The 19145-nt window shown below is 36.8% G+C and carries 15 protein-coding genes and 1 tRNA gene; 5 read left to right on the top strand and 11 right to left on the bottom strand.

Going from position 1 to position 19145, the window contains the following annotated elements; all coding sequences use genetic code 11:
• Positions 1–21: 21 nt before the first annotated feature.
• From ACFSQS_RS04920 to ACFSQS_RS04905, 4 genes are all read right to left on the bottom strand, one after another.
• Positions 22–801 (bottom strand): patatin-like phospholipase family protein, encoded by a 780-nt coding sequence (locus ACFSQS_RS04920; RefSeq protein WP_388014978.1) that lies wholly within the window; start codon positions 799–801, stop codon positions 22–24.
• Between the two features lie 70 nt (positions 802–871).
• Positions 872–2152, bottom strand: coding sequence for a tetratricopeptide repeat-containing protein (locus ACFSQS_RS04915; protein ID WP_388014975.1), 1281 nt, complete (start codon positions 2150–2152; stop codon positions 872–874).
• Between the two features lie 175 nt (positions 2153–2327).
• Positions 2328–2963 (bottom strand): glycoside hydrolase family 19 protein, encoded by a 636-nt coding sequence (locus ACFSQS_RS04910; RefSeq protein ID WP_388014973.1) that lies wholly within the window; start codon positions 2961–2963, stop codon positions 2328–2330.
• 284 nt (positions 2964–3247) lie between these two features.
• Positions 3248–3335: transfer RNA gene (locus ACFSQS_RS04905), tRNA-Ser, on the bottom strand.
• A gap of 185 nt (positions 3336–3520) precedes the next feature.
• Here ACFSQS_RS04905 and ACFSQS_RS04900 point away from each other — a divergent pair.
• The 3 genes from ACFSQS_RS04900 (at position 3521) to ACFSQS_RS04890 (ending at position 6913) form a co-directional block, all read left to right on the top strand.
• The gene (locus ACFSQS_RS04900) at positions 3521–4150 is read left to right on the top strand and encodes an NAD(P)H-dependent oxidoreductase (RefSeq protein WP_388014970.1); all 630 of its coding nucleotides are present in this window, start codon (positions 3521–3523) and stop codon (positions 4148–4150) included.
• A 180-nt stretch (positions 4151–4330) separates the two neighbouring features.
• A complete protein-coding gene (locus tag ACFSQS_RS04895) occupies positions 4331–5530 on the top strand; it encodes a DegT/DnrJ/EryC1/StrS family aminotransferase (RefSeq protein WP_388014967.1) in 1200 nt (399 codons plus the stop codon).
• A gap of 273 nt (positions 5531–5803) precedes the next feature.
• Positions 5804–6913, top strand: coding sequence for a T9SS type A sorting domain-containing protein (locus tag ACFSQS_RS04890; RefSeq protein ID WP_388014964.1), 1110 nt, complete (start codon positions 5804–5806; stop codon positions 6911–6913).
• Between the two features lie 66 nt (positions 6914–6979).
• Here ACFSQS_RS04890 and ribB read toward each other — a convergent pair whose 3' ends face one another.
• From ribB to tpx, 6 genes are all read right to left on the bottom strand, one after another.
• Positions 6980–8125, bottom strand: coding sequence for a 3,4-dihydroxy-2-butanone-4-phosphate synthase (ribB, locus tag ACFSQS_RS04885; protein WP_388014961.1), 1146 nt, complete (start codon positions 8123–8125; stop codon positions 6980–6982).
• A gap of 31 nt (positions 8126–8156) precedes the next feature.
• Positions 8157–10127 (bottom strand): LptF/LptG family permease, encoded by a 1971-nt coding sequence (locus ACFSQS_RS04880; protein ID WP_388014958.1) that lies wholly within the window; start codon positions 10125–10127, stop codon positions 8157–8159.
• Between the two features lie 8 nt (positions 10128–10135).
• On the bottom strand, positions 10136–10771 hold the full coding sequence (locus tag ACFSQS_RS04875; RefSeq protein ID WP_388014955.1) for a LolA family protein: 636 nt from the start codon (positions 10769–10771) through the stop codon (positions 10136–10138).
• Between the two features lie 36 nt (positions 10772–10807).
• Positions 10808–13195 (bottom strand): DNA translocase FtsK, encoded by a 2388-nt coding sequence (locus ACFSQS_RS04870; protein ID WP_388014952.1) that lies wholly within the window; start codon positions 13193–13195, stop codon positions 10808–10810.
• A 112-nt stretch (positions 13196–13307) separates the two neighbouring features.
• Positions 13308–13679 carry a diacylglycerol kinase family protein gene (locus ACFSQS_RS04865; protein WP_388014949.1) on the bottom strand — a complete coding sequence of 124 codons (372 nt, stop codon included), beginning with the start codon at positions 13677–13679 and terminating at the stop codon, positions 13308–13310.
• Positions 13672–14178 carry a thiol peroxidase gene (gene tpx, locus ACFSQS_RS04860; protein WP_388014946.1) on the bottom strand — a complete coding sequence of 169 codons (507 nt, stop codon included), beginning with the start codon at positions 14176–14178 and terminating at the stop codon, positions 13672–13674. Before tpx ends, ACFSQS_RS04865 begins: the two co-directional genes overlap by 8 nt.
• Positions 14179–14441: 263 nt before the next feature.
• Here tpx and katG point away from each other — a divergent pair, with 263 nt between their 5' ends.
• Positions 14442–16667, top strand: coding sequence for a catalase/peroxidase HPI (gene katG, locus ACFSQS_RS04855; RefSeq protein ID WP_388014943.1), 2226 nt, complete (start codon positions 14442–14444; stop codon positions 16665–16667).
• 92 nt (positions 16668–16759) lie between these two features.
• Positions 16760–17230, top strand: coding sequence for an ankyrin repeat domain-containing protein (locus tag ACFSQS_RS04850; RefSeq protein ID WP_388014940.1), 471 nt, complete (start codon positions 16760–16762; stop codon positions 17228–17230).
• A 14-nt stretch (positions 17231–17244) separates the two neighbouring features.
• Here the strand turns inward: ACFSQS_RS04850 and ACFSQS_RS04845 are convergent, their stop codons facing one another.
• Complete coding sequence (locus ACFSQS_RS04845; protein WP_388014937.1) at positions 17245–19101, bottom strand: cystathionine beta-synthase; 1857 nt, start codon at positions 19099–19101, stop codon at positions 17245–17247.
• Between the last annotated feature and the right edge of the window lie 44 nt (positions 19102–19145).

The following is a 19145-nucleotide window of genomic DNA, read 5'->3' as shown; positions in this document are numbered from 1 at the left end:
CAAGTTTTTAACCATGCTTCTTCAATTTCTTGGGTTTGTTTTTTTGAATATACTATATCCGGTACCTACAGAAACTACGGTTAACTTGTCCTCGCCCATATCCCATTTAAACGGAAAGCCTTTTAGGGTTGCAACCATTAACAACGTTAGTGCAGGATTATTGGCCATACTAACTCCGCCATCAACAAATGCAGCACGTTGCCCATCGCCAACATCAATCATTTGAGGCGCAAAATAAGTAGGGGCAGCACTACTTGCCCTTACGGCTTGCCAAAGGGGTATGTTTTTATTCTTTCCAATATTGGTGTCGTAAAATTTACCTTTTGGATGATTGATGATGGGCCACACACTATTGGTATCGGCTCTTTTGGCAACAATGCAAAGCCCAGTTTTAATTTGATCACTACCTAAGGTTATTTCGCCAAAAGCGTTTTTTAAGCTTTGTTCCAATGCTTTGTAATCGTAGCCAGCCTTTAAAAATTTCCATGTTTCCAAGGGATTCCAGAAACTTCTCTTTTTTCCGAATATTTTTCCGCCTAAATCCATGTATAGGCTTACTATTTCATCAACCGATTTTCCAACGGCCAATGCCCCAGCAATAATTGAGCCCGTTGAGGTGCCTCCAATTAAATCGAAATGGTCACAGAGCAGATAGTCGTTTCCGTGTTTTTCGCGTAAAATGGTTTCGATTTTTTTTAAATAGCCTAGGGTTAATGCACCTCTAATTCCTCCGCCATCTAATGAAAGAATGTTTTTTGAACCGGAATTTGGGTCTAGGTGTTCTTGGAATGTTTTTTTCATTTTATTGATTTATTGGTTGGTTATTTTTTTGCAATGTCTCCAGTTGTTATGGCAGATAATGGTGGGTGTCTTATTTAAAATTAATGTTTAAATCTTTAATTTTCTCTTTTTGTTCGGTGTAAGCACTTATGGCAAAGGTGTCGTTTTTTGCTTTGGCCATGTCTTGTGCTTTATTTTCGTAAACTGCCATTAAATCGTCAAGACCTTTGTAATGATAGGCCTCGGCAATGGAGAGTAATATCCAAATGGCATCTTCTTTTGCAGAAAAATCTGGTTCTTTTTCTAAATTCAAAGCGATTTCCAAAACCGTATTTCTGATGTAATCGGCTTTTAATTTTAAATCTTCCCAAGGCTTATGTTGTGATTTTAATAAATCGGTTTTTTTATAAAGCATGAATGCGGCGTTGATACCGTTGTAATAATCTTTTTTTAATTGAAATCCTTTTTCATAAGAAACAATGGCATTTTCTAAATAATTGGGGGTACTGGTTAATTCATATAATCGTTTATTTATGGCACCTGTTAATCCTAAAACCTCAAGGTCGTTACTTTGCAACGGTTGCAATTCCTCTAAAATAATTTTTGCATTAACCAAGGCTTCTAGCTCGTTGGGCTGTTTGGATTTATAGGTGCATAATGCTTGTCGGGTAATAATAAATGCAAGATTGTCTTTTAAAGTCATGTTTTTTTCGGCATGCTCTTTAGCAACAGCAAATAGTTTGAGGGCATTTGTAAAGTCTTTTGCTTTTTTTGCTTCTTCGGCCTTATCCAACAGACTTGCAAAGGATTCGGGGTTTTGTTCGTTTTGTGATACATCTTCGGTTATGTTCATTTTAAAAGCTTTGAGTTCGTTTTCTAAAAAAGTAAATACGGGGCTATCATTTAATTTTGGTTCTTGATTGAGTACACCCTTTATTATATTGGTTAAGTGCGCTCTAAACCGTTCAACCTCTTTATAGGGAATGCCTTGATCGGAATGGGTATATTGGTGAATTACAAAATGACCTACATCAAAGGGGATGCTTCCCATTTGTTCTTGTTCGCAAATCATGATGGTGTGATTTGGTCTTAGGGCGTGCCTAACACCAAGCTCCCACATTACATTGGCATTAAGCGTTGAGATATCTACCAGGGCAATGTCTGCATTTTTAATTTCCTGAAGCATCAATTTGTCTATACTTCCAGAAAGGTTTTTATCAATAGCCCTATAACACGAAATGTTCAAGGCATCAAAAACAGGTTTTATGAGTAGGGTATAGGTTTCATCCAAATCCAGAACCCTCATTTTTCCGTTGGCGTAACTGGTTTTTTTGCCAAACCCGATAATGACGAAACATGTTAAATCTTCCATACTCTTAAATTTGTTATTATGGTTTTTTGTAGGCTGGTTTTAAGGTTTGGATGGGAGTGTTTTTGGGTTTTACTAATTTAATGAAAAAAGGATTAAGGTTGTGGCTTGGGTTAACTTTATTTATTAGCTAAACCTAAAAACACTAAAGGTATTTGTTTTTATTAGCGTTATAAACTTAGGATTTATCAGCCTCCAAAACCTTATAAAGTCGCTTAAAAGAATCGAGGTAATGTTGGCGGTGAAGCAGGCCATTTGTACCGCCGTTAATACGTTTGGTAACCATATGGATGTCGTCGTCATCGGCGTACCTATTAATGTTGTTTTTTTTCCAAAACCAACAGGCGGAAGTAAGTGCCAATTCAGGGTCGAGAATTAAATCAGGGTTGTTTACACAATCAACGCCGTGGTCGTGAGCAAATTTTTGATAGTTATTTTTTCCTGTAAGTTGTATTAAACCTCGACCTCGAAATTTCCAACCATCTCCACTTGCTTCATCACCATTACCCATCCTGTTTCCGTAAACCCTATTGGCAATTTTTTCGGGTTTGCGAGCGTAGGCTTCTGCAATTTCGTTTGTTTTAAAATACTTTCCAAACACACTCCTTAAAGCTTTCGCTGAATAGTTTAGGTTTTCCTGATTATACTTAAGTCCACCACTTTCGTGTGCTAGTTGAGACAGAAAATGAGCTTTCCTGAGCGGGGTGTCTATGCCAAAGTTAGGTAGCACTGTATTTACATGTGGTAAGTAAAATTCTGCTTTTTTCCAATTCATGTCGGGGATAATGGTCTGCATTTGGTTGGTGGTTATCATAATTGTTGTATTTATCTGGTTTTGAAGTTGTTATAAAGGTAAAGAATTTTATAGTGGTTTAGAGCTTTTCGCCAATTTTTAATTTGGTCAAGGATATTAAAGTGTTATTTTCTGAATAATTGAATAACTGGAAATTATAATCAAGTAATACGCTTTATAAGTTTTATTTTATCAATTGAATAATAGATATGGACTTCAGGTAATTTTATAGTATCAACTATAATATAAAAAAAAGTCCCATAAACATTGAGTTTACAGGACTTTCGTCGATTTTGAATAAATCTTGGCGGAGAAAGAGGGATTCGAACCCCCGGAGGTGTGACCCTCAACAGTTTTCAAGACTGCCGCATTCGACCACTCTGCCATTTCTCCTAGTGAATCTCATCAGGTATTCCCTGAATGCGGGTGCAAATATAGAACCCTTTTTTATTTCTTTCAAATAAAACATCTACTTTTTTAAAATAAATTTTATCTCGCCCTTTATAAGTTTATTTTATTCCATTTCGTGGCCAAAACAAAGTTACAAATCCTATTTTTGCACAAAGTCTTGTAAAAATATGGATACAATAAAACAGCTGCAATGGCGCTACGCCACAAAAAAGTTTGATCCCCAAAAAAAACTAACCCAAAAAAAGCTAAACATCTTAAAACAAGCTTTTAACCTAACGGCAACCTCCTATGGCCTGCAAACCATAAGCTTGTTAATTATAGAAAATAAAGACATTCGCGCCACATTAGTAGCCCATTCCTACAACCAAAAACAAGTCTTGGAAGCCTCACACCTAATGGTTATCTGCATACAAGACAACATAAAAACCACCGATGTAAACAACCTTTACCACAACATAAAAACCATACGTAACACTCCCGAAACTATATTGGAACCCTACAGAAAAGATCTCTTGGAAATGCTAAACAACATGTCTGTAAAGCAACGCCAGCAATGGTCCACAAACCAAGCCTATATAGCCTTGGGAAATTTAATGACCGTCTGCGCCATAGAAAACATAGATTCCTGCCCCATGGAGGGATTCGTCTCAAAACAATACGATAACATACTAAAATTGCCACAAAAAGGATTAAAATCAGTATTATTGTTGCCCGTAGGGTATCGAGCAGAAAACGATATGTTCTCAACCCTCAAAAAAGTAAGAAAACCAATTAAAGAAACCATAATAGAACTATAAATTATTTGGGCGTTACCAGTCCTGAAGTTTCGTTAAGTCGGGCGTTCGGCAGTCGCTATCTCTCCCGAAGCTTCGGAATCGAGGAGCATTAACAACTTGTGCTGAGCATAGTCGAAGTATCCCTCAATCACTAACGTAAAAGCAGCGTTCTATTTAACAATAAATAAAGAAACACACATTATGCCAGGATTCGAATTATTCAGCAATTTAGAAAGAAACGAAGTAAATGATGTTTTACAAAGCGGCGTGCTTATGCGCTACGGTTTTGATGGCATGCGCAATGGCCATTGGAAAGCCAAAGAATTAGAATCAGAATTGCAAAACACCCTGCAGTCCAAACACGTGCAATTGGTATCTAGCGGTACAGCAGCAGTATCGGTAGCATTAGCAGCAGCAGGCATTGGTGCCGGAGATGAGGTTATTATGCCAACATTCACTTTTGTAGCCAGTTTCGAGGCTATTATGATGCTGGGAGCTATTCCGATTTTAGTTGACATTGATGATACCTTAGGCTTAAACCCAGAAGCTGTCAAGCAAGCCATTACCCCAAAAACAAAAGCTATTATGGTGGTTCAAATGTGCGGTAGCATGGCCAATATGGATGCACTGCAAGCCATTTCAAACAAGCATAATTTGTTATTAATTGAAGATGCTTGTCAAGCCATTGGTGGTACTTACAAAGGCAAGCCATTGGGCAGCATTGGCGATTTGGGTTGTTTTTCGTTCGATTTTGTAAAAACCATAACCTGTGGAGAAGGCGGTGCAGTAATAACCAACAACAAAGCCTATTACTTAAATGCCGACCACTACAGCGATCACGGCCACGACCATGTGGGTAACGACAGAGGCGCAGAAACCCATCCGTTTTTAGGCTATAATTTCCGCATTTCTGAACTTCACGCAGCCGTGGGTTTAGCCCAAGTAAAACGCTTGCCCGAGTTTTTAGCCATTCAAAAAAAGAACTATAATATTTTACGCGATGCCTTGTCGCAAATACCCGAAGTTAACTTTAGAACGGTTCCCGATGGCGGAGAAGAAAGTTATGCCTTTTTAAGTTTCTTTTTGCCAGATGCAGAAATTGCCAATACGATTTCAAAAGCATTTAATGATAACGGCGTTGATGCTTGTTGGAATTATTATAATAACAATTGGCATTACATTAGAAACTGGAACCATCTAAAAGATTTAAAATCATTATATCCAATTTCCACGGAAGTGAAAAAAGGTTTAGAATATCTTCAAACCAAAACCTTCGAAAAATCAGATCATTATATTTCTAGAAATATATCCTGTTTAATAAAATTATCGTGGACAGAAGAAGAAGTGAAAAATAGAGCTAATACAATGGTTAACATTATAAGGTCTGCTCTAAAGGCTTAATTTGTGGGTTTTTATTTTTATTTTTTAAATAAAATTCATAGTTTTAGTCCACTCTCAATCTCCATTAATTTTTTCCTTGTCGATGCCATTTTAAAAAAGCTTCGATCTTGATGTTGTAACCATTTTTTTTAATTAATAGCTATTGGTAGTTTGGTGTGTATGTACTTTTTCTGCCTTTAAATTTTGTTTAAAACATCTTGTGTTTTGATAATTAATGCTCACATTTTTTATCTTTTCCGATGTATATATATAAACCATTTAAAGCTATTATCAATGAAACAACTTTTACTTTTTCCAGCAATTATTTTAACTTTTCTGATGACTTTTTCGGGTTTTTCGCAGTCTTACAAGATTGACGAGCGACGAATTTATAGTTGGGACCCTAATAAAGTACCAGCAGATTGGGAACTAGAAGCAACCGAAATATTAACTTATGCCAATGGGGGCAATAAGGAAACCAAAATTGTAGGCTATGCCATGCCTGGTATGGAGCTATCCTACCAAAATATTAAAACCTATAATGTTAATAACGATATTGAAACAGATTTAAAGCAAATTTGGAACAACATTTCCATGCAGTGGATAGACACTTCTCAAGATTCATATACCTACTATGCAGGTACAAGCAATGTTAAAGATATAACTACCTATAGTTTTATTTTAGGTTATAATACAAGCAAAGAACTCTACGAATTTTCCGGTAATGATATTACCAAGATAACTTATCAAGAAGCGGAGTTGGGGACTTTGGTAAATACCGAAAAATCTGAATATGCTTATTTAGCACCCGGGCAACCCAACCAAGAGTTAGAATATGAATGGAATGGAAGCGATTGGGATTTAATTGAACGATCAACAGCCACTTACTCTCCAGGTTTGCGCGAAGTGATTGTTGAAGAGTACAACGGGAGCAGCTACAATTTGTTTGAAAGATATTTAACATATTACACCATTTCTATTGAAAAAGATGACGAGCATGTACAACAATCCTGGAACGGATCGGCTTACGTAAACTCCGATAGGGAATTAAGTACCTATAATGCTAATAACAATAAGGAGGTATATGCTTTCCAGACATGGCTATCTAATGCATGGGTTAACGAAGCTAAATTTGAAATGGACTATTCGGTCGCTGCTCCTTTAAGTACCGAATCTTTTGAAAACGAAAGCTTTAAGGTGTTTCCAAATCCAACTTCTGATGTTATAAATATAGCATCTAAAATAGCTATTGATAAAGTGGAACTGTATAATGTTTTAGGCAAAAAAGTAATGCAATCAACCAACACCAAACAGCTTAATGTTGAAAGATTAGGGGCTGGAATTTATGTGTTAAAAGTATTTAACAGTAATAAAAGTGCAACAAAAAAAATAGTAATTAAGTAATTTAAAAAAGCAGCTATTAATTTGATGAAAAGGAGGTTTAATACTTAGCGGTATTAGCTTCCTTTTTTAATATTTAACATATTCTACAATCTCTAAACCATAGCCAATTAAACCTACACGTTTGGTCTGTTCGGTGTTGGACATAAGGTTTAATTTATGGATGTTTAGGTCGTGCAGAATTTGGGCACCAATACCAAAATCGCGATTATCCATATTTACCTTTGGTGCTTTCGATATTGTATTGGGTAGCTGATTGTCCTTTATAAACGATAAGCGTTTTAAAATATTCATAGACTGAGACTCTTGGTTAATAAACAAAATGGCGCCTTTGCCTTTGCTGTTAATAAGCTTAAACATATTGTCTAATTGCTTATCTACATTATTGGTAAGCGTACCAAGAATATCGTTGTTAATTAAGGTAGAATTAATTCTGGTAAGCACGGGCTCCTGGTCTTTCCATTGGCCTTTGGTTAAAGCAATGTGCACTTGGTTGTTGGTGGTTTGCTGGTAGGCTCTTAGCCTAAAAGTTCCAAAACGGGTCTCTATATCAAAATCTTCTTTTTTATCAATTAAAGAGTCGTGTTGCATTCTATAAGCCACCAGATCTTCAATAGATACAATTTTTAAGTCCAACTTTTTTGCCACTTGAATAAGCTGTGGCAAGCGTGCCATAGAACCATCTTCGTTCATTATCTCAACAATAACGCCAGCGGGTTTTAAGCCTGCCAAACGTGCAAAATCTATGGCGGCTTCGGTGTGTCCTGTGCGTCTTAAAACACCGCCTTCTTTGGCAACCAACGGAAAAATATGCCCGGGTCTGCCCAACTCAAAAGGTTTGGTGTTCGGGTTAATTAAGGCCTTAACCGTTTTTGCTCTATCGCTGGCCGAAATTCCAGTGGTTACGCCATTGCCTCGTAAATCTACAGATACGGTAAACGCCGTTTCCATAGGGTCAGTGTTGTTGTGCACCATCATGTTAAGTTCCAGCTCTTTGCACCTGTTTTCGGTAAGTGGCGTACAAATAAGCCCCCTGCCATGGGTTGCCATAAAGTTTATCATTTGCGGGGTAACCATATCGGCGGCGGCCACAAAATCGCCTTCGTTTTCTCGATTTTCGTCATCTACAACAATTATCACTTTGCCATTTCGTATATCGTCTATGGCTTCGTGGATGGTATTTAGTTTAAATTCAGAGGTTTTATGTGTGGTCATGGGCTGTAAAATCATGCGGCAAAGATATTGCTTATTTTAAACTATATAAAAAGTTTTGTTTTAGGTCTTCGTTAATCTTCACATTTAAAAAAGGATATAATAGCATATATAAAGGTGTGCCGAGTATTAAAAGAATACTGTTGGGCGACTTTTCTTTTTTATTGATATGGCTATAAAAGCGGTTTAGATTAAGGATGGATTTTAAATAATAAATGATGAATAAAAACAGCGAAACGGCACTAAGTTGAATGGAAGCCGATTGTAACGATGGCATTTTATTGTTTTTAAATACAAAGAACAATACCAAAAGAACAACACCAATACCATACAGGGTAATAGCAAATTTTGAATGTGTTTTATAGTTTGCAAATATGTTTTTTGAAGCATCAAATGTGTTGTCTATTAGTACATTTTCATTTCTTAATTCGCCTATTTTTACACCTCTAGAGTTAAGAATTTTAAGCGCTTCAAAAGCTGTGTTTTTTTCGTGCCCCAGCGAATCGAAATTTTTAATGACATGAATGAGTTCTTCATTTTTGTAAGCCGAAAGAAATTTATAATTAACACTGTCTTTAGCTTTAATATTGAAAATCTTTTTTAAGGGTTCAATAATATTGCCCATTTCAAACAAGCCTTTATCGTCGGTTGCTCTTTTAGTTAAAAACACACCCAACGGCAGCATAACGAGTGTAGAAAACCAACTGGCGAGTATAGGGTTAAAATCGCCACTTTTTGCACTATTTATGGCAAAAATACCTATAAAATGATAGGATAAAAACAACAGTATGGCAATTACCATGGGTAAGCCAATACCGCCTTTGCGTATTAAGGCGCCCAGTGGTGCACCTACAAAAAATAAAATAACACAGGCAAACCCAAGGGCTAATTTTTCGTGATAAGAAACAATGTGCTTATTGTAATTGCTTTTAGCTAACTTTTGTTCTACTTTTTTAGATTCAATAATTTGCTTGGTGCTTGTTATGTTTCTTAAAGCCAAATCTATAAGTTGCGATTTGTTTTTTGTTTCGTACAAATCTAATATGGCACCGCTGTAAATAGAGTCGTTTTTGGGTTTTGCAATGTTAACGCCATTTAGCCTGGTGATATTACTGCGCTGGTGTAAATTTTTAGATAGCGTTTGGTGTGCTTTATTGCGTTTTTCTGTAAGCGAATCAATGGTGTAATCTAGCTCGCTTAAATTAAGCATATTGTATTTGTTTGAATACGATTTGTCATCAATATCCACGTTGTTGTTTAATTCAGATAAATCTATATTTATAATGTATTTTTCAAAAGTACTTTTGGCAAAGGGTTGTTTCTTTCTTTCTTTTGGGTTTTTACGATGGATATCGTTGTAATAATTTCCGTCAAATAAAATAAGCTTTAAAACATTCGAGGTTTCTTTACCTATAAGTTCTCCAGAAACCGATTTAATGGTGGTTGCATTTTTACGTTTATCGGTTCCTTTAACATGGATAATTACATCGTTAAGAAACTGCCCATTGTCGCCACTTTTGCTGGCAAATTTTATATTGTAGTCTCCAACTTCGTTAAACTGTCCTTCGGCTAAAAGCATTGCGGGTTTTAATTTGGCAATGTTTTTTCGCAAGTTTAGCGAGTTGTATTCTGCCCACGGAATTACATTGTTCGAAAACATAAAGGTTGTAAATCCTAAAACCACAATAAATATGCTTAGTCCAGACATGGCACGCTGCAAGGAAATCCCGGTAGATTTCATGGCGGCAAACTCATAATTCTCGGCAAAGCTGCCAAATACCATAATAGACGATAATAATATGGTAAGCGGGATAACCAGCGGAATAAGCTTGGGCATAAAATAGGCCAAAAACTTAACCACAACAACCATATCTAAATCTTTGCCGGCCAACTCTTTTATGTAAAGCCAAATGGTCTGCAAAACAAAAATCAGCATGAGAATTATAAACACGCTGAGAAAAGTTTTAAGATAGGTGGTTAGTATGTAACGGTCAAGAATTTTCACAAAAGGGCCTAATCTAGTTTGTTGATGTAATACTCTTTGTATTTATTGGCATCAAAGGTAAATAAGCTTTTCGATAAAGGTTCGTTTGTTTTAAAAGAATTTACGGTAAGCGTCGTTTTTGTGCCGTTTTTTCCAATTTGAATCAGGTTATAAATATGTTTGGTTTGCTTATCAATACCTAAAAGAATGTGCTTAATTTCAGAGTTGGAATCTATTGGTGTTAATTTTACATACTGTACTTTTCGGCCTTTTATGTTTTGCTCAATATCCATGGCGTAGGTGTATCCATCTTCGTAAAACGATAGCATTTTACTTGGGGTAATGTTGTCTTCCTCGTCGGTATTATCAGAAGAAATGGTAACTTCTTCGTCTTCTGGACTAATGCTGTACGTGGTTTTTCCGTCGAAAAGACGCGTAATCCCAAGAATGTTCAATCTATATTTTTCACCTTGCATCACCACATCGCCACGGGTTTCTTGTTTTATGTTTTCTGAAGTGTTTTCAAGGATGTATTTAAAATCTATTGCAATATTATCGTAGCTTTTTACTTTAGCTGAAACCTCTTGTAATAAGGCTTTGCCTTTGTTTTGGGCGAATGCACTAATTGAAATTGTGAGTAGTAAAATACTAAATATTTTTTTCATTGAATAACTTTTTTTTCGCTTTCGCGGAAATTCTAATTATACTTCGTTTTCTAAATGCTGGTCGAGCGCCAATAAATCGGGTATTAAAACCTGTCTGGCTTTACTGCCTTCAAACGGGCCAACAATACCGGCGGCTTCTAATTGATCGATAATCCTGCCGGCCCTATTGTATCCTAATTTTAATTTTCGCTGTAACAAAGAAGCCGACCCTTGTTGCGCGGTAACAATAACCACAGCGGCGTCTTTAAACAGTTTGTCTCTGTCCGATATATCAACATCAATACTTGTGCCACTTTCTTCGCCAACATACTCTGGCAATTGGTAGGCTTCGGGGTATGCTTTTTGAGAGCCAATATACTCGGTAATACGTTCTACTTCTGGTGTATCAACAAAGGCGCATTGAATACGAGTAATGTCATTTCCAGAGGTATAAAGCATATCACCGCGCCCAATAAGTTGGTCGGCGCCAGAGCCATCTAAAATGGTTCGCGAATCTATTTTGCTGGTTACCCTAAATGCAATACGCGCAGGGAAATTGGCTTTAATAATACCCGTAATAACGTTAACCGACGGACGCTGCGTGGCAATAATTAAGTGAATGCCAATGGCACGCGCCAATTGTGCTAAACGTGCAATTGGGGTTTCAACCTCTTTTCCGGCAGTCATTATTAAATCGGCAAACTCATCAACTACCAAAACAATGTAGGGTAAAAATTGATGCCCGTCGTTAGGGTTTAATTTTCGGGCTTTAAATTTGGCGTTGTATTCTGCAATGTTTCTACATAAGGCATTTTTTAGCAATTCGTAGCGGTTATCCATTTCAATACACAACGAGTTTAATGTATTGATTACCTTTGTGTTATCGGTAATTATAGCTTCTTCGCTATCGGGTAGTTTTGCTAAGTAATGACGCTCGATTTTATTGAAAAGCGTAAGCTCTACTTTTTTAGGATCGACTAAAATAAACTTGACTTCAGCAGGGTGTTTCTTATATAATAGCGATGTTAAAACGGCATTTAAACCTACCGATTTTCCTTGTCCAGTGGCGCCAGCCATAAGTAAGTGCGGCATTTTTGCCAAATCGACCACAAAGGTTTCGTTGCTAATGGTTTTGCCCAAAGCAACAGGCAATTGCATGTTGGAAGTTTGAAACTTTTTTGAAGCGATTACCGAACGCATCGACACAATGGTAGAGTTTTTATTGGGCACTTCAATACCAATAGTGCCTTTCCCGGGGATGGGTGCAATAATACGAATACCAAGTGCAGATAGCGATAAGGCTATATCGTCTTCTAAATTTTTGATTTTTGAAATGCGCACACCGGCTTCGGGAACAATTTCGTACAATGTAACCGTTGGGCCAATGGTAGCTTTTATGCTGGCGATACCTATTTTGTAATTGTTTAAGGTTTCAACAATTTTATTTTTGTTTTCCTCAAGCTCTTCTTGATTGATGGTAATGCCTTCGGTATCGTATTTTTTTAGAAGATCGAGTGGCGGAAATTGATAGTTGCCCAACTCTAAAGTAGGGTCGAATTGTCCAAAATCTTCAACCAGTTTGTTGGCTAGATTATCGGTTTCCGATTGTTCTTCGGCTAGGGTTTCAACCTTCATTTCCAAATCTGGTTCTTCTTCTTTTTCTTCTTCTTCGGCAACCTTAAACTCCAAAGGCGTTTCGGTTTCCGTTTGGGTTTGTTTTGTTGCTGTGGGCTTATTGTTGTCTAACGGAATATCAAAAGCGGTTTTTATGGCTTCGGCCTCTTCAGATAAATTATTGTCCAACGCAATAGAAAATTCATCATTGGCTTGCGAGAGTTCATCTTTTATGTCCTTTTTTGCAGATGTAAATAGTTTTGCTATACTTTGAAAAGTGAGTTTAAAACGGATGGCCAAATACGTGATTAAGCCAAATAAAAGCAAGAGCGATGTGCCTATTTTTCCTATATAATCTTGTAAAAAGGTGTTTACCTCGAAACCAATAGTGCCCCCAAGAATGTCGTTTTTATCACCAAAGAAACCAAAAAGAACAGATAGCCAAATAACGATTAAAGTACCCCAAAACCAGTGTTTGCGCAATTTAGATTTGGCAATGTCCATAAGTACATAAACGCCAGAAAGGAAAACCAATCCGGATATTATAAAAGCCGATACGCCAAAGCCACGTTGTATAAATAAGTCGCTTACCCAAGCACCGCTTTTACTTAACCAGTTTTGGGTTTTGGTTTCGCGAGAGGTAAAATTAGATAAGCTGCTTTGGTCTGCTTCGCCGGTAAAGAAAAACGAGATAAATGCAATGCAAAGCACGATGCCCAAAATAGCCAAAAAGCTACCTAAAACCAGTTTTTGCTGGCTTGATAACTTTAAATTTGGTTTTTTAATTTTGCGTTTTGGTGCTTTGTTAGCCTTTGTTTTTTTCTTCGCCATTAATGGTTTGTAATATCAAATTGAGATGCTGAAACAAGTTCAGGGTTGCATCGTTAAAAACGATTGAGCAAAAATACAAATTACTAACGTTTATCCTAAGGGTAATCGTATATTAAAAAATCTTAGGAAGGTAAATTATAAACCCAATAATAATAGCAAAAATACTAGCAATAAAAACCGCACCAGCAGCAATATCTTTTATAAAGCCAATTTTTTTATGGTGCTCCGGATGTATAAAATCTGCAATAGCTTCTATGGCGGTGTTGATGCCTTCAATGCTAATAACCATGCCTATTGCTAAACATTGCAACATCCATTCGTTAGTTGAAATATTGAAAACGAATCCAGCAACAGTAACAATAACGGCGATGATAAACTGTATTTTTATACTCGCTTCTGTTTTTAAAAGGATAAGAGCACCTTTAAAAGCGTAACCCACGCTTTTTACGCGATTTACTAAAAAAGACTCTTTTTTTTTAGTCATCCATTAAAGCTTCTAAAGCTGCTTTGTAGTTGGGTTCATCAACGGTTTCGCTAACTTGTTCGGTGTATTTAACGTTGTGATTTTCGTCTAAAACCACTACGCAACGCGAATGTAAAGCTTCCAATGGGCCATCAATAAAGTTTAAACCGTATGCTTTACCGAAACTACCATTTTTATAATCAGACAAGCTAATCACGTTTTCTAAACCTTCGGCGCCACAAAAGCGTGCGTGTGCAAATGGCAAATCGTGCGAAATACAAAGTACTTTAGTGTTTTCCAGTACGCTTGCTTCTTGATTGAAGGTTCGTACAGATTGTGCACAAGTACCTGTGTCAACACTTGGGAAAATGTTTAAAACCAATTTACTTCCCTTATAATTACTTAGGCTATGCGTTGATAAATCTGTTGCCGTTAGTAAAAAATCTGGTGCTTTAGTGCCCGTTTTTGGTAAATTTCCTGAGGTGTTTATTGGGTTTCCTTTTAATGTAACTGTTGCCATAATTTTATTTTTTTATTAGAGCATCTAAAATAGGAATATTTAATAGCTTATTCTTATTAATTTAAATTTTGTTAACATTTAAGCTTAATTTTTGTATCGTTATAAACTTATATCTTCATATCTTAAAACTATCAAATATATAATAATGATAGGTTTTATCAATTTCAATATCACTATTAAGAATAAGGGTTTTGTTTTTACAGTGTTTTAAATTATTAATTTTAAAAACATATTCTATCAACAATCATAAAAACTAAACTAATATGGACAAAAACATTAATAACGGTGAAGCATGGGACATAAATGAGTCTAATGCCGGTAAATGCCCTTTTTTAAGTGGAGACCAAAAAAAAACCGCTGGTCGTGGCACAAGCAACAGAGATTGGTGGCCTAACGAGCTGAAGCTAAATATTCTTAGGCAAAACGCAGCAAAATCAAATCCTATGGGGTCTGCTTTTAACTATGCAAAAGCCTTTAATAGCATCGATTATTTTGCTTTAAAACAAGACCTTATCGATTTAATGACAGACTCTCAAGATTGGTGGCCAGCAGATTATGGGCATTACGGAGGCTTAATGATTAGAATGGCTTGGCATAGTGCAGGAACCTACAGAGTTGGAGATGGTAGAGGTGGAGCCTCAACCGGAAATCAGCGTTTTGCACCTTTAAACAGTTGGCCTGATAACGGAAATTTAGATAAAGCCCGTTTATTGTTATGGCCAGTAAAAAAGAAATATGGAAATAAAATTTCTTGGGCAGATTTAATGATTCTTGCAGGAAACTGCGCTTTAGAATCCATGGGTTTTAAAACATTTGGATTTGCCGGCGGACGCGAAGACGTTTGGGAGCCAGAACAAGATATTTATTGGGGAAGCGAAACCGGATGGTTAGACAACGATGAGCGTTACGACACTAGCGATGGTGATTTAGAAGGGCATTTAGGGGCTGTACACATGGGCTTGATTTATGTAAACCCTGAAGGGCCAAATGGGGTACCAGACCCCTTAAAATCTGCTCACGATATAAGAATTACCTTTGGCCGTATGGCCATGAACGATGAAGAAACAGTAGCACTAGTTGCCGGTGGGCATACTTTTGGAAAGGCACACGGAGCTGCAAACCCCGATGAATATGTTGGTAAAGAACCCCATGGCGCAGCTATTGAAGAAATGAGCACAGGTTGGAAAAACACTTACGGAACTGGAGTTTTAGATGATGCCATTACAAGCGGCTTAGAAGGTGCGTGGACACCAAACCCTACGCGTTGGAATGAAGAGTATTTTGATGTCTTGCTAAATTATGACTGGGAATTAACCAAAAGTCCGGCCGGAGCGCATCAATGGACTCCAACAAACCCAGATGCTAAAAAAGCACCCAAAGCCGGAGACCCAAACGGCAAACAAGCCTTAATGATGACTACCGCAGATATAGCCCTGAAAATGGATCCAGATTTCTTAAAAATATCCGAAGGTTTTCATAAAGATCACAAAGCTTTTGAAGATGCTTTTGCACGTGCGTGGTATAAATTAACACATCGCGATATGGGACCAATCCATCGCTATCTTGGGCCAGAGGTGCCTAAAGAAGAGTTGTTGTGGCAAGATCCAATTCCTGAGGTTAATTACACCTTGGGTGAAGCAGATATAGCTAAATTAAAAAAGATGGTTTTAGCATCTGGTTTATCGATTTCGCAATTAATTAAAACAGCATGGGCTTCGGCTTCTACGTTTAGAGGATCGGACATGCGAGGAGGGGCCAACGGTGGCCGTTTGCGCTTAGAACCTCAAAGAAGCTGGGAAGTTAATAATCCAGCCGAATTAAACAAAGTGTTAAACACCCTTGAAGCTATTCAAAACGAATTTAACGGTACCATTTCTATGGCAGATTTAATTGTTTTGGCAGGAACGGCTGCGGTAGAAGAAGCTGCAAAAAGAGCAGGACATCAAGTTTCGGTACCTTTTACTCAAGGCAGAGGCGACGCGTCTCAAGAACAAACCGATATAGAATCTTTTGGATATTTAGAGCCCTTGGCTGATGGATTTAGAAATTATATGAATTCAAAATTAAAAGCCGTCGCCGATGAAGATTTATTGGTTGACCGCGCAAACCTATTAACGCTTTCTATTCCGGAAATGACCGTTTTAGTTGGTGGCTTACGTGTGTTAGGAGCAAATTATAACGGGTCTGATTATGGCGTTTTCACAGATAATGTTGGAAGCTTAACCAACGATTTTTTTACTAATATTCTTGATTTTACCTATACTTGGAGCGCAACTTCTAATGATGATAAGGTTTTTGAAGGGCGCGACCGAAGAACCGGAGCTGTAAAGTTTAAAGGCACTCGTGCCGATTTGATTTTTGGCTCTCATACTGAACTTCGTGCTATTGCTGAAGTTTATGCCGCTAGCGACGGACAAGAAAAATTTGTAAACGATTTTGTTGCAGCCTGGACAAAAGTGATGAACTTAGATCGTTTTGATTTAAAATAAAATGTTAATTATCTTTTAAGCGCAGTCGAAAGCTTGTTAAGCCCAAAACTGGAAAGGATTCGGCTGTGCTCAAACTTATTTGTAATAAATTAATGAACGAAATAGAGCTGTTTTTTAATACCATTCAGCAAGGTAAAATAGAGCATGTAAAAGCTCAATTACAAAGAAATCCAAATTTAGTTAGTACAAAAGATACCAGAGGATTTACGCCTTTAATCTTCGCTTCTTATTTTAATAAAAACGATGTTGTTGAAACACTATTAAATTTTAAGGCTGAAATAGATGCTACAGATAGTTCTGGAAATACCGCCCTTATTGGCGTTGCTTTTAAAGGAAATACAGATCTAGCTGCTTTACTAATACAAAAAGGAGCAAACCTAAATGCTAAAAATAACCAAGGAATAACCCCGCTTATTTTTGCAACTATGTACAATCAAACAAAAATGGTTGCAATGCTGTTAAAGCATAAAGCCGATGTAACTTGTAAAGATAAAACTGGTAAAACAGCTTTAGATTTTGCAAAAGAAAAAGGCTTTAAAGCTATTATAGCCCTTTTTAATTAGTGATTAAGGGGTTTTCAAATGCTATCAACAAAATCTAAAAAAACCTTTTTATGGCGTTCTAAATCCATATCAGGAGAAAGCGCAACACGAGCTATATAATCTTTATCTCCTTCTTTGGTGGTGCCTTGGGTAGATGTAGCGGGTATGGTCCAATAACAGCCTTTTAATTGTCCGTAACTTACACAATGCTTGCTTTGGTTGGGGATTTTGCTAATCATTAAACGAATGAGTTTATGGTTTAATGCTCTTTTATGGGCTTCTTTTTCTTCTGCGGTATCTCCTTTTGTTGGAAGATCTAATGAAAAAACAGAGGGTGTAAAACCCTGTTTTGCTAGTTCTTGGGAAACAAAATTGATTTTCGCATTTGGTAAGTTTTTACCAATAAAGTTTACAAATTCGCGGGTGTTTTTATAAGCATCGATTATTCGCTGATTCATTGTGGGCAGTTGTTTTGCCAATATTTTCATTTGAGTATCTGTAGCCTCATTATCGCAAAGTTTCAGATGTAATTCTATCTTATCCATTATAATTTCCGTTTTTTTATTTCCTACGCAGTAGCCAGCAGTACACAGCCCGCCACTTGCAAATTTAGATCCGCTAGCATAAGAAATGGTTTTAAGGGTTGAAAATATTTTTCCTTCACCTAAAAATTGAACATTAGGACAAAATGTTTGATCTAAAATAAAAACAGGGTTTATAGCCAATGTACCTTTGCTTGTTTTGCGTTTTGCACTTAAAACAGCTTTTAGTTGCTTCAGGTTTGGGACTTCAACTCTTGGGTTTGTTGGTATTTCGGCAATTATAAAAGGTACAGCATCTTCTATGGCGATTTGGTTTAAAACGGTATCAAGGCTTTCTACCATATTATTGTCGCCATCAACGGGTAAATCTACAATTTCAACAAGCTTGTTGCAAGTGGCAACACGTCTTGCTTGGTCGTTTGTACCGCCATAACAGTTTGGTGGAACTATAAATTTTATGGTCTTTCCTTTATGCTTTTCCAGTGCATTATCAATAAGTCCCATCATAATCGCATATTGAATAGATAAACCGCTAGAAGCAACAAGTGCTTTTGTTTTCGAGCCTGAAATGGTTGCAATAGCATCTAAAACAATAGCTTTGTTTGTTTTGTAATGTGCCAATTTATTTTGTGAAGATGGATGTGTTAGCCGTTTTAAAGCTGAAAGGCAATTGGCTGGTGTCATGGCAATAGTCTCTCTTCTTCGTACATGCTGAATGTTTGGGATATAGTGGTTGTTTTGTTTGCCGTTTACAACTAATATGCTTCCAAAGTGCTGGTGGGTATTAATGAAAAAATCGATATTTGGGTTTAAATTAAAATAAGTTATATTGTCTTGCTGAGAAATTAATATGGTACTATTGGCATGCTGAAAGTTTTCGGGACTTGAAATGGCCGATAGGTTTTCAATTTTTCTTAGAGTAAATTTATATCCATAAACTTGTTTTATCACTTCGGCATCAAAACACTTTGGTAATTCGCCATTGTACAAAATTTGGGTGTTTTTGTTAGCTAATAAATTGTTTCTTAAAATGGCTAAAATAGGCATGGTTTTAGATGAAAAACCAATAACTTGTTCTGGTTTTATATGGTTTAATTTAGCCACGGCCCATTCCAATACGCAAGATAAGGGATGGCCCAGTCTAACATAGTCGTAAGCAGTTGGTAATTGATGGAGGGCTGATAATTGAGAATTATTGGTGTTGAATAAGGTTTCAAACTGCTCTAAAAATTCTGTTTTTGCCAATTGCTCGTTGTAAATATCTAATCGATGTGTTGTTAGGTTAAGCCAATCTGCGGGCATGTTTCCCAATACGTCTTTAATATAGATTAGCATTTTGTTTTCCTTCATAATTTCTGTTTTTAGAAAGGTTGGTAATATACATTAATTAGATT

Origin of the sequence: Gelatiniphilus marinus (assembly GCF_042684345.1) — a bacterium.
In the GTDB taxonomy this organism is placed as follows: Bacteria; Bacteroidota; Bacteroidia; order Flavobacteriales; family Flavobacteriaceae; genus Gelatiniphilus; species Gelatiniphilus marinus.
This window is presented reverse-complemented; position numbering and strand designations above follow the sequence as displayed.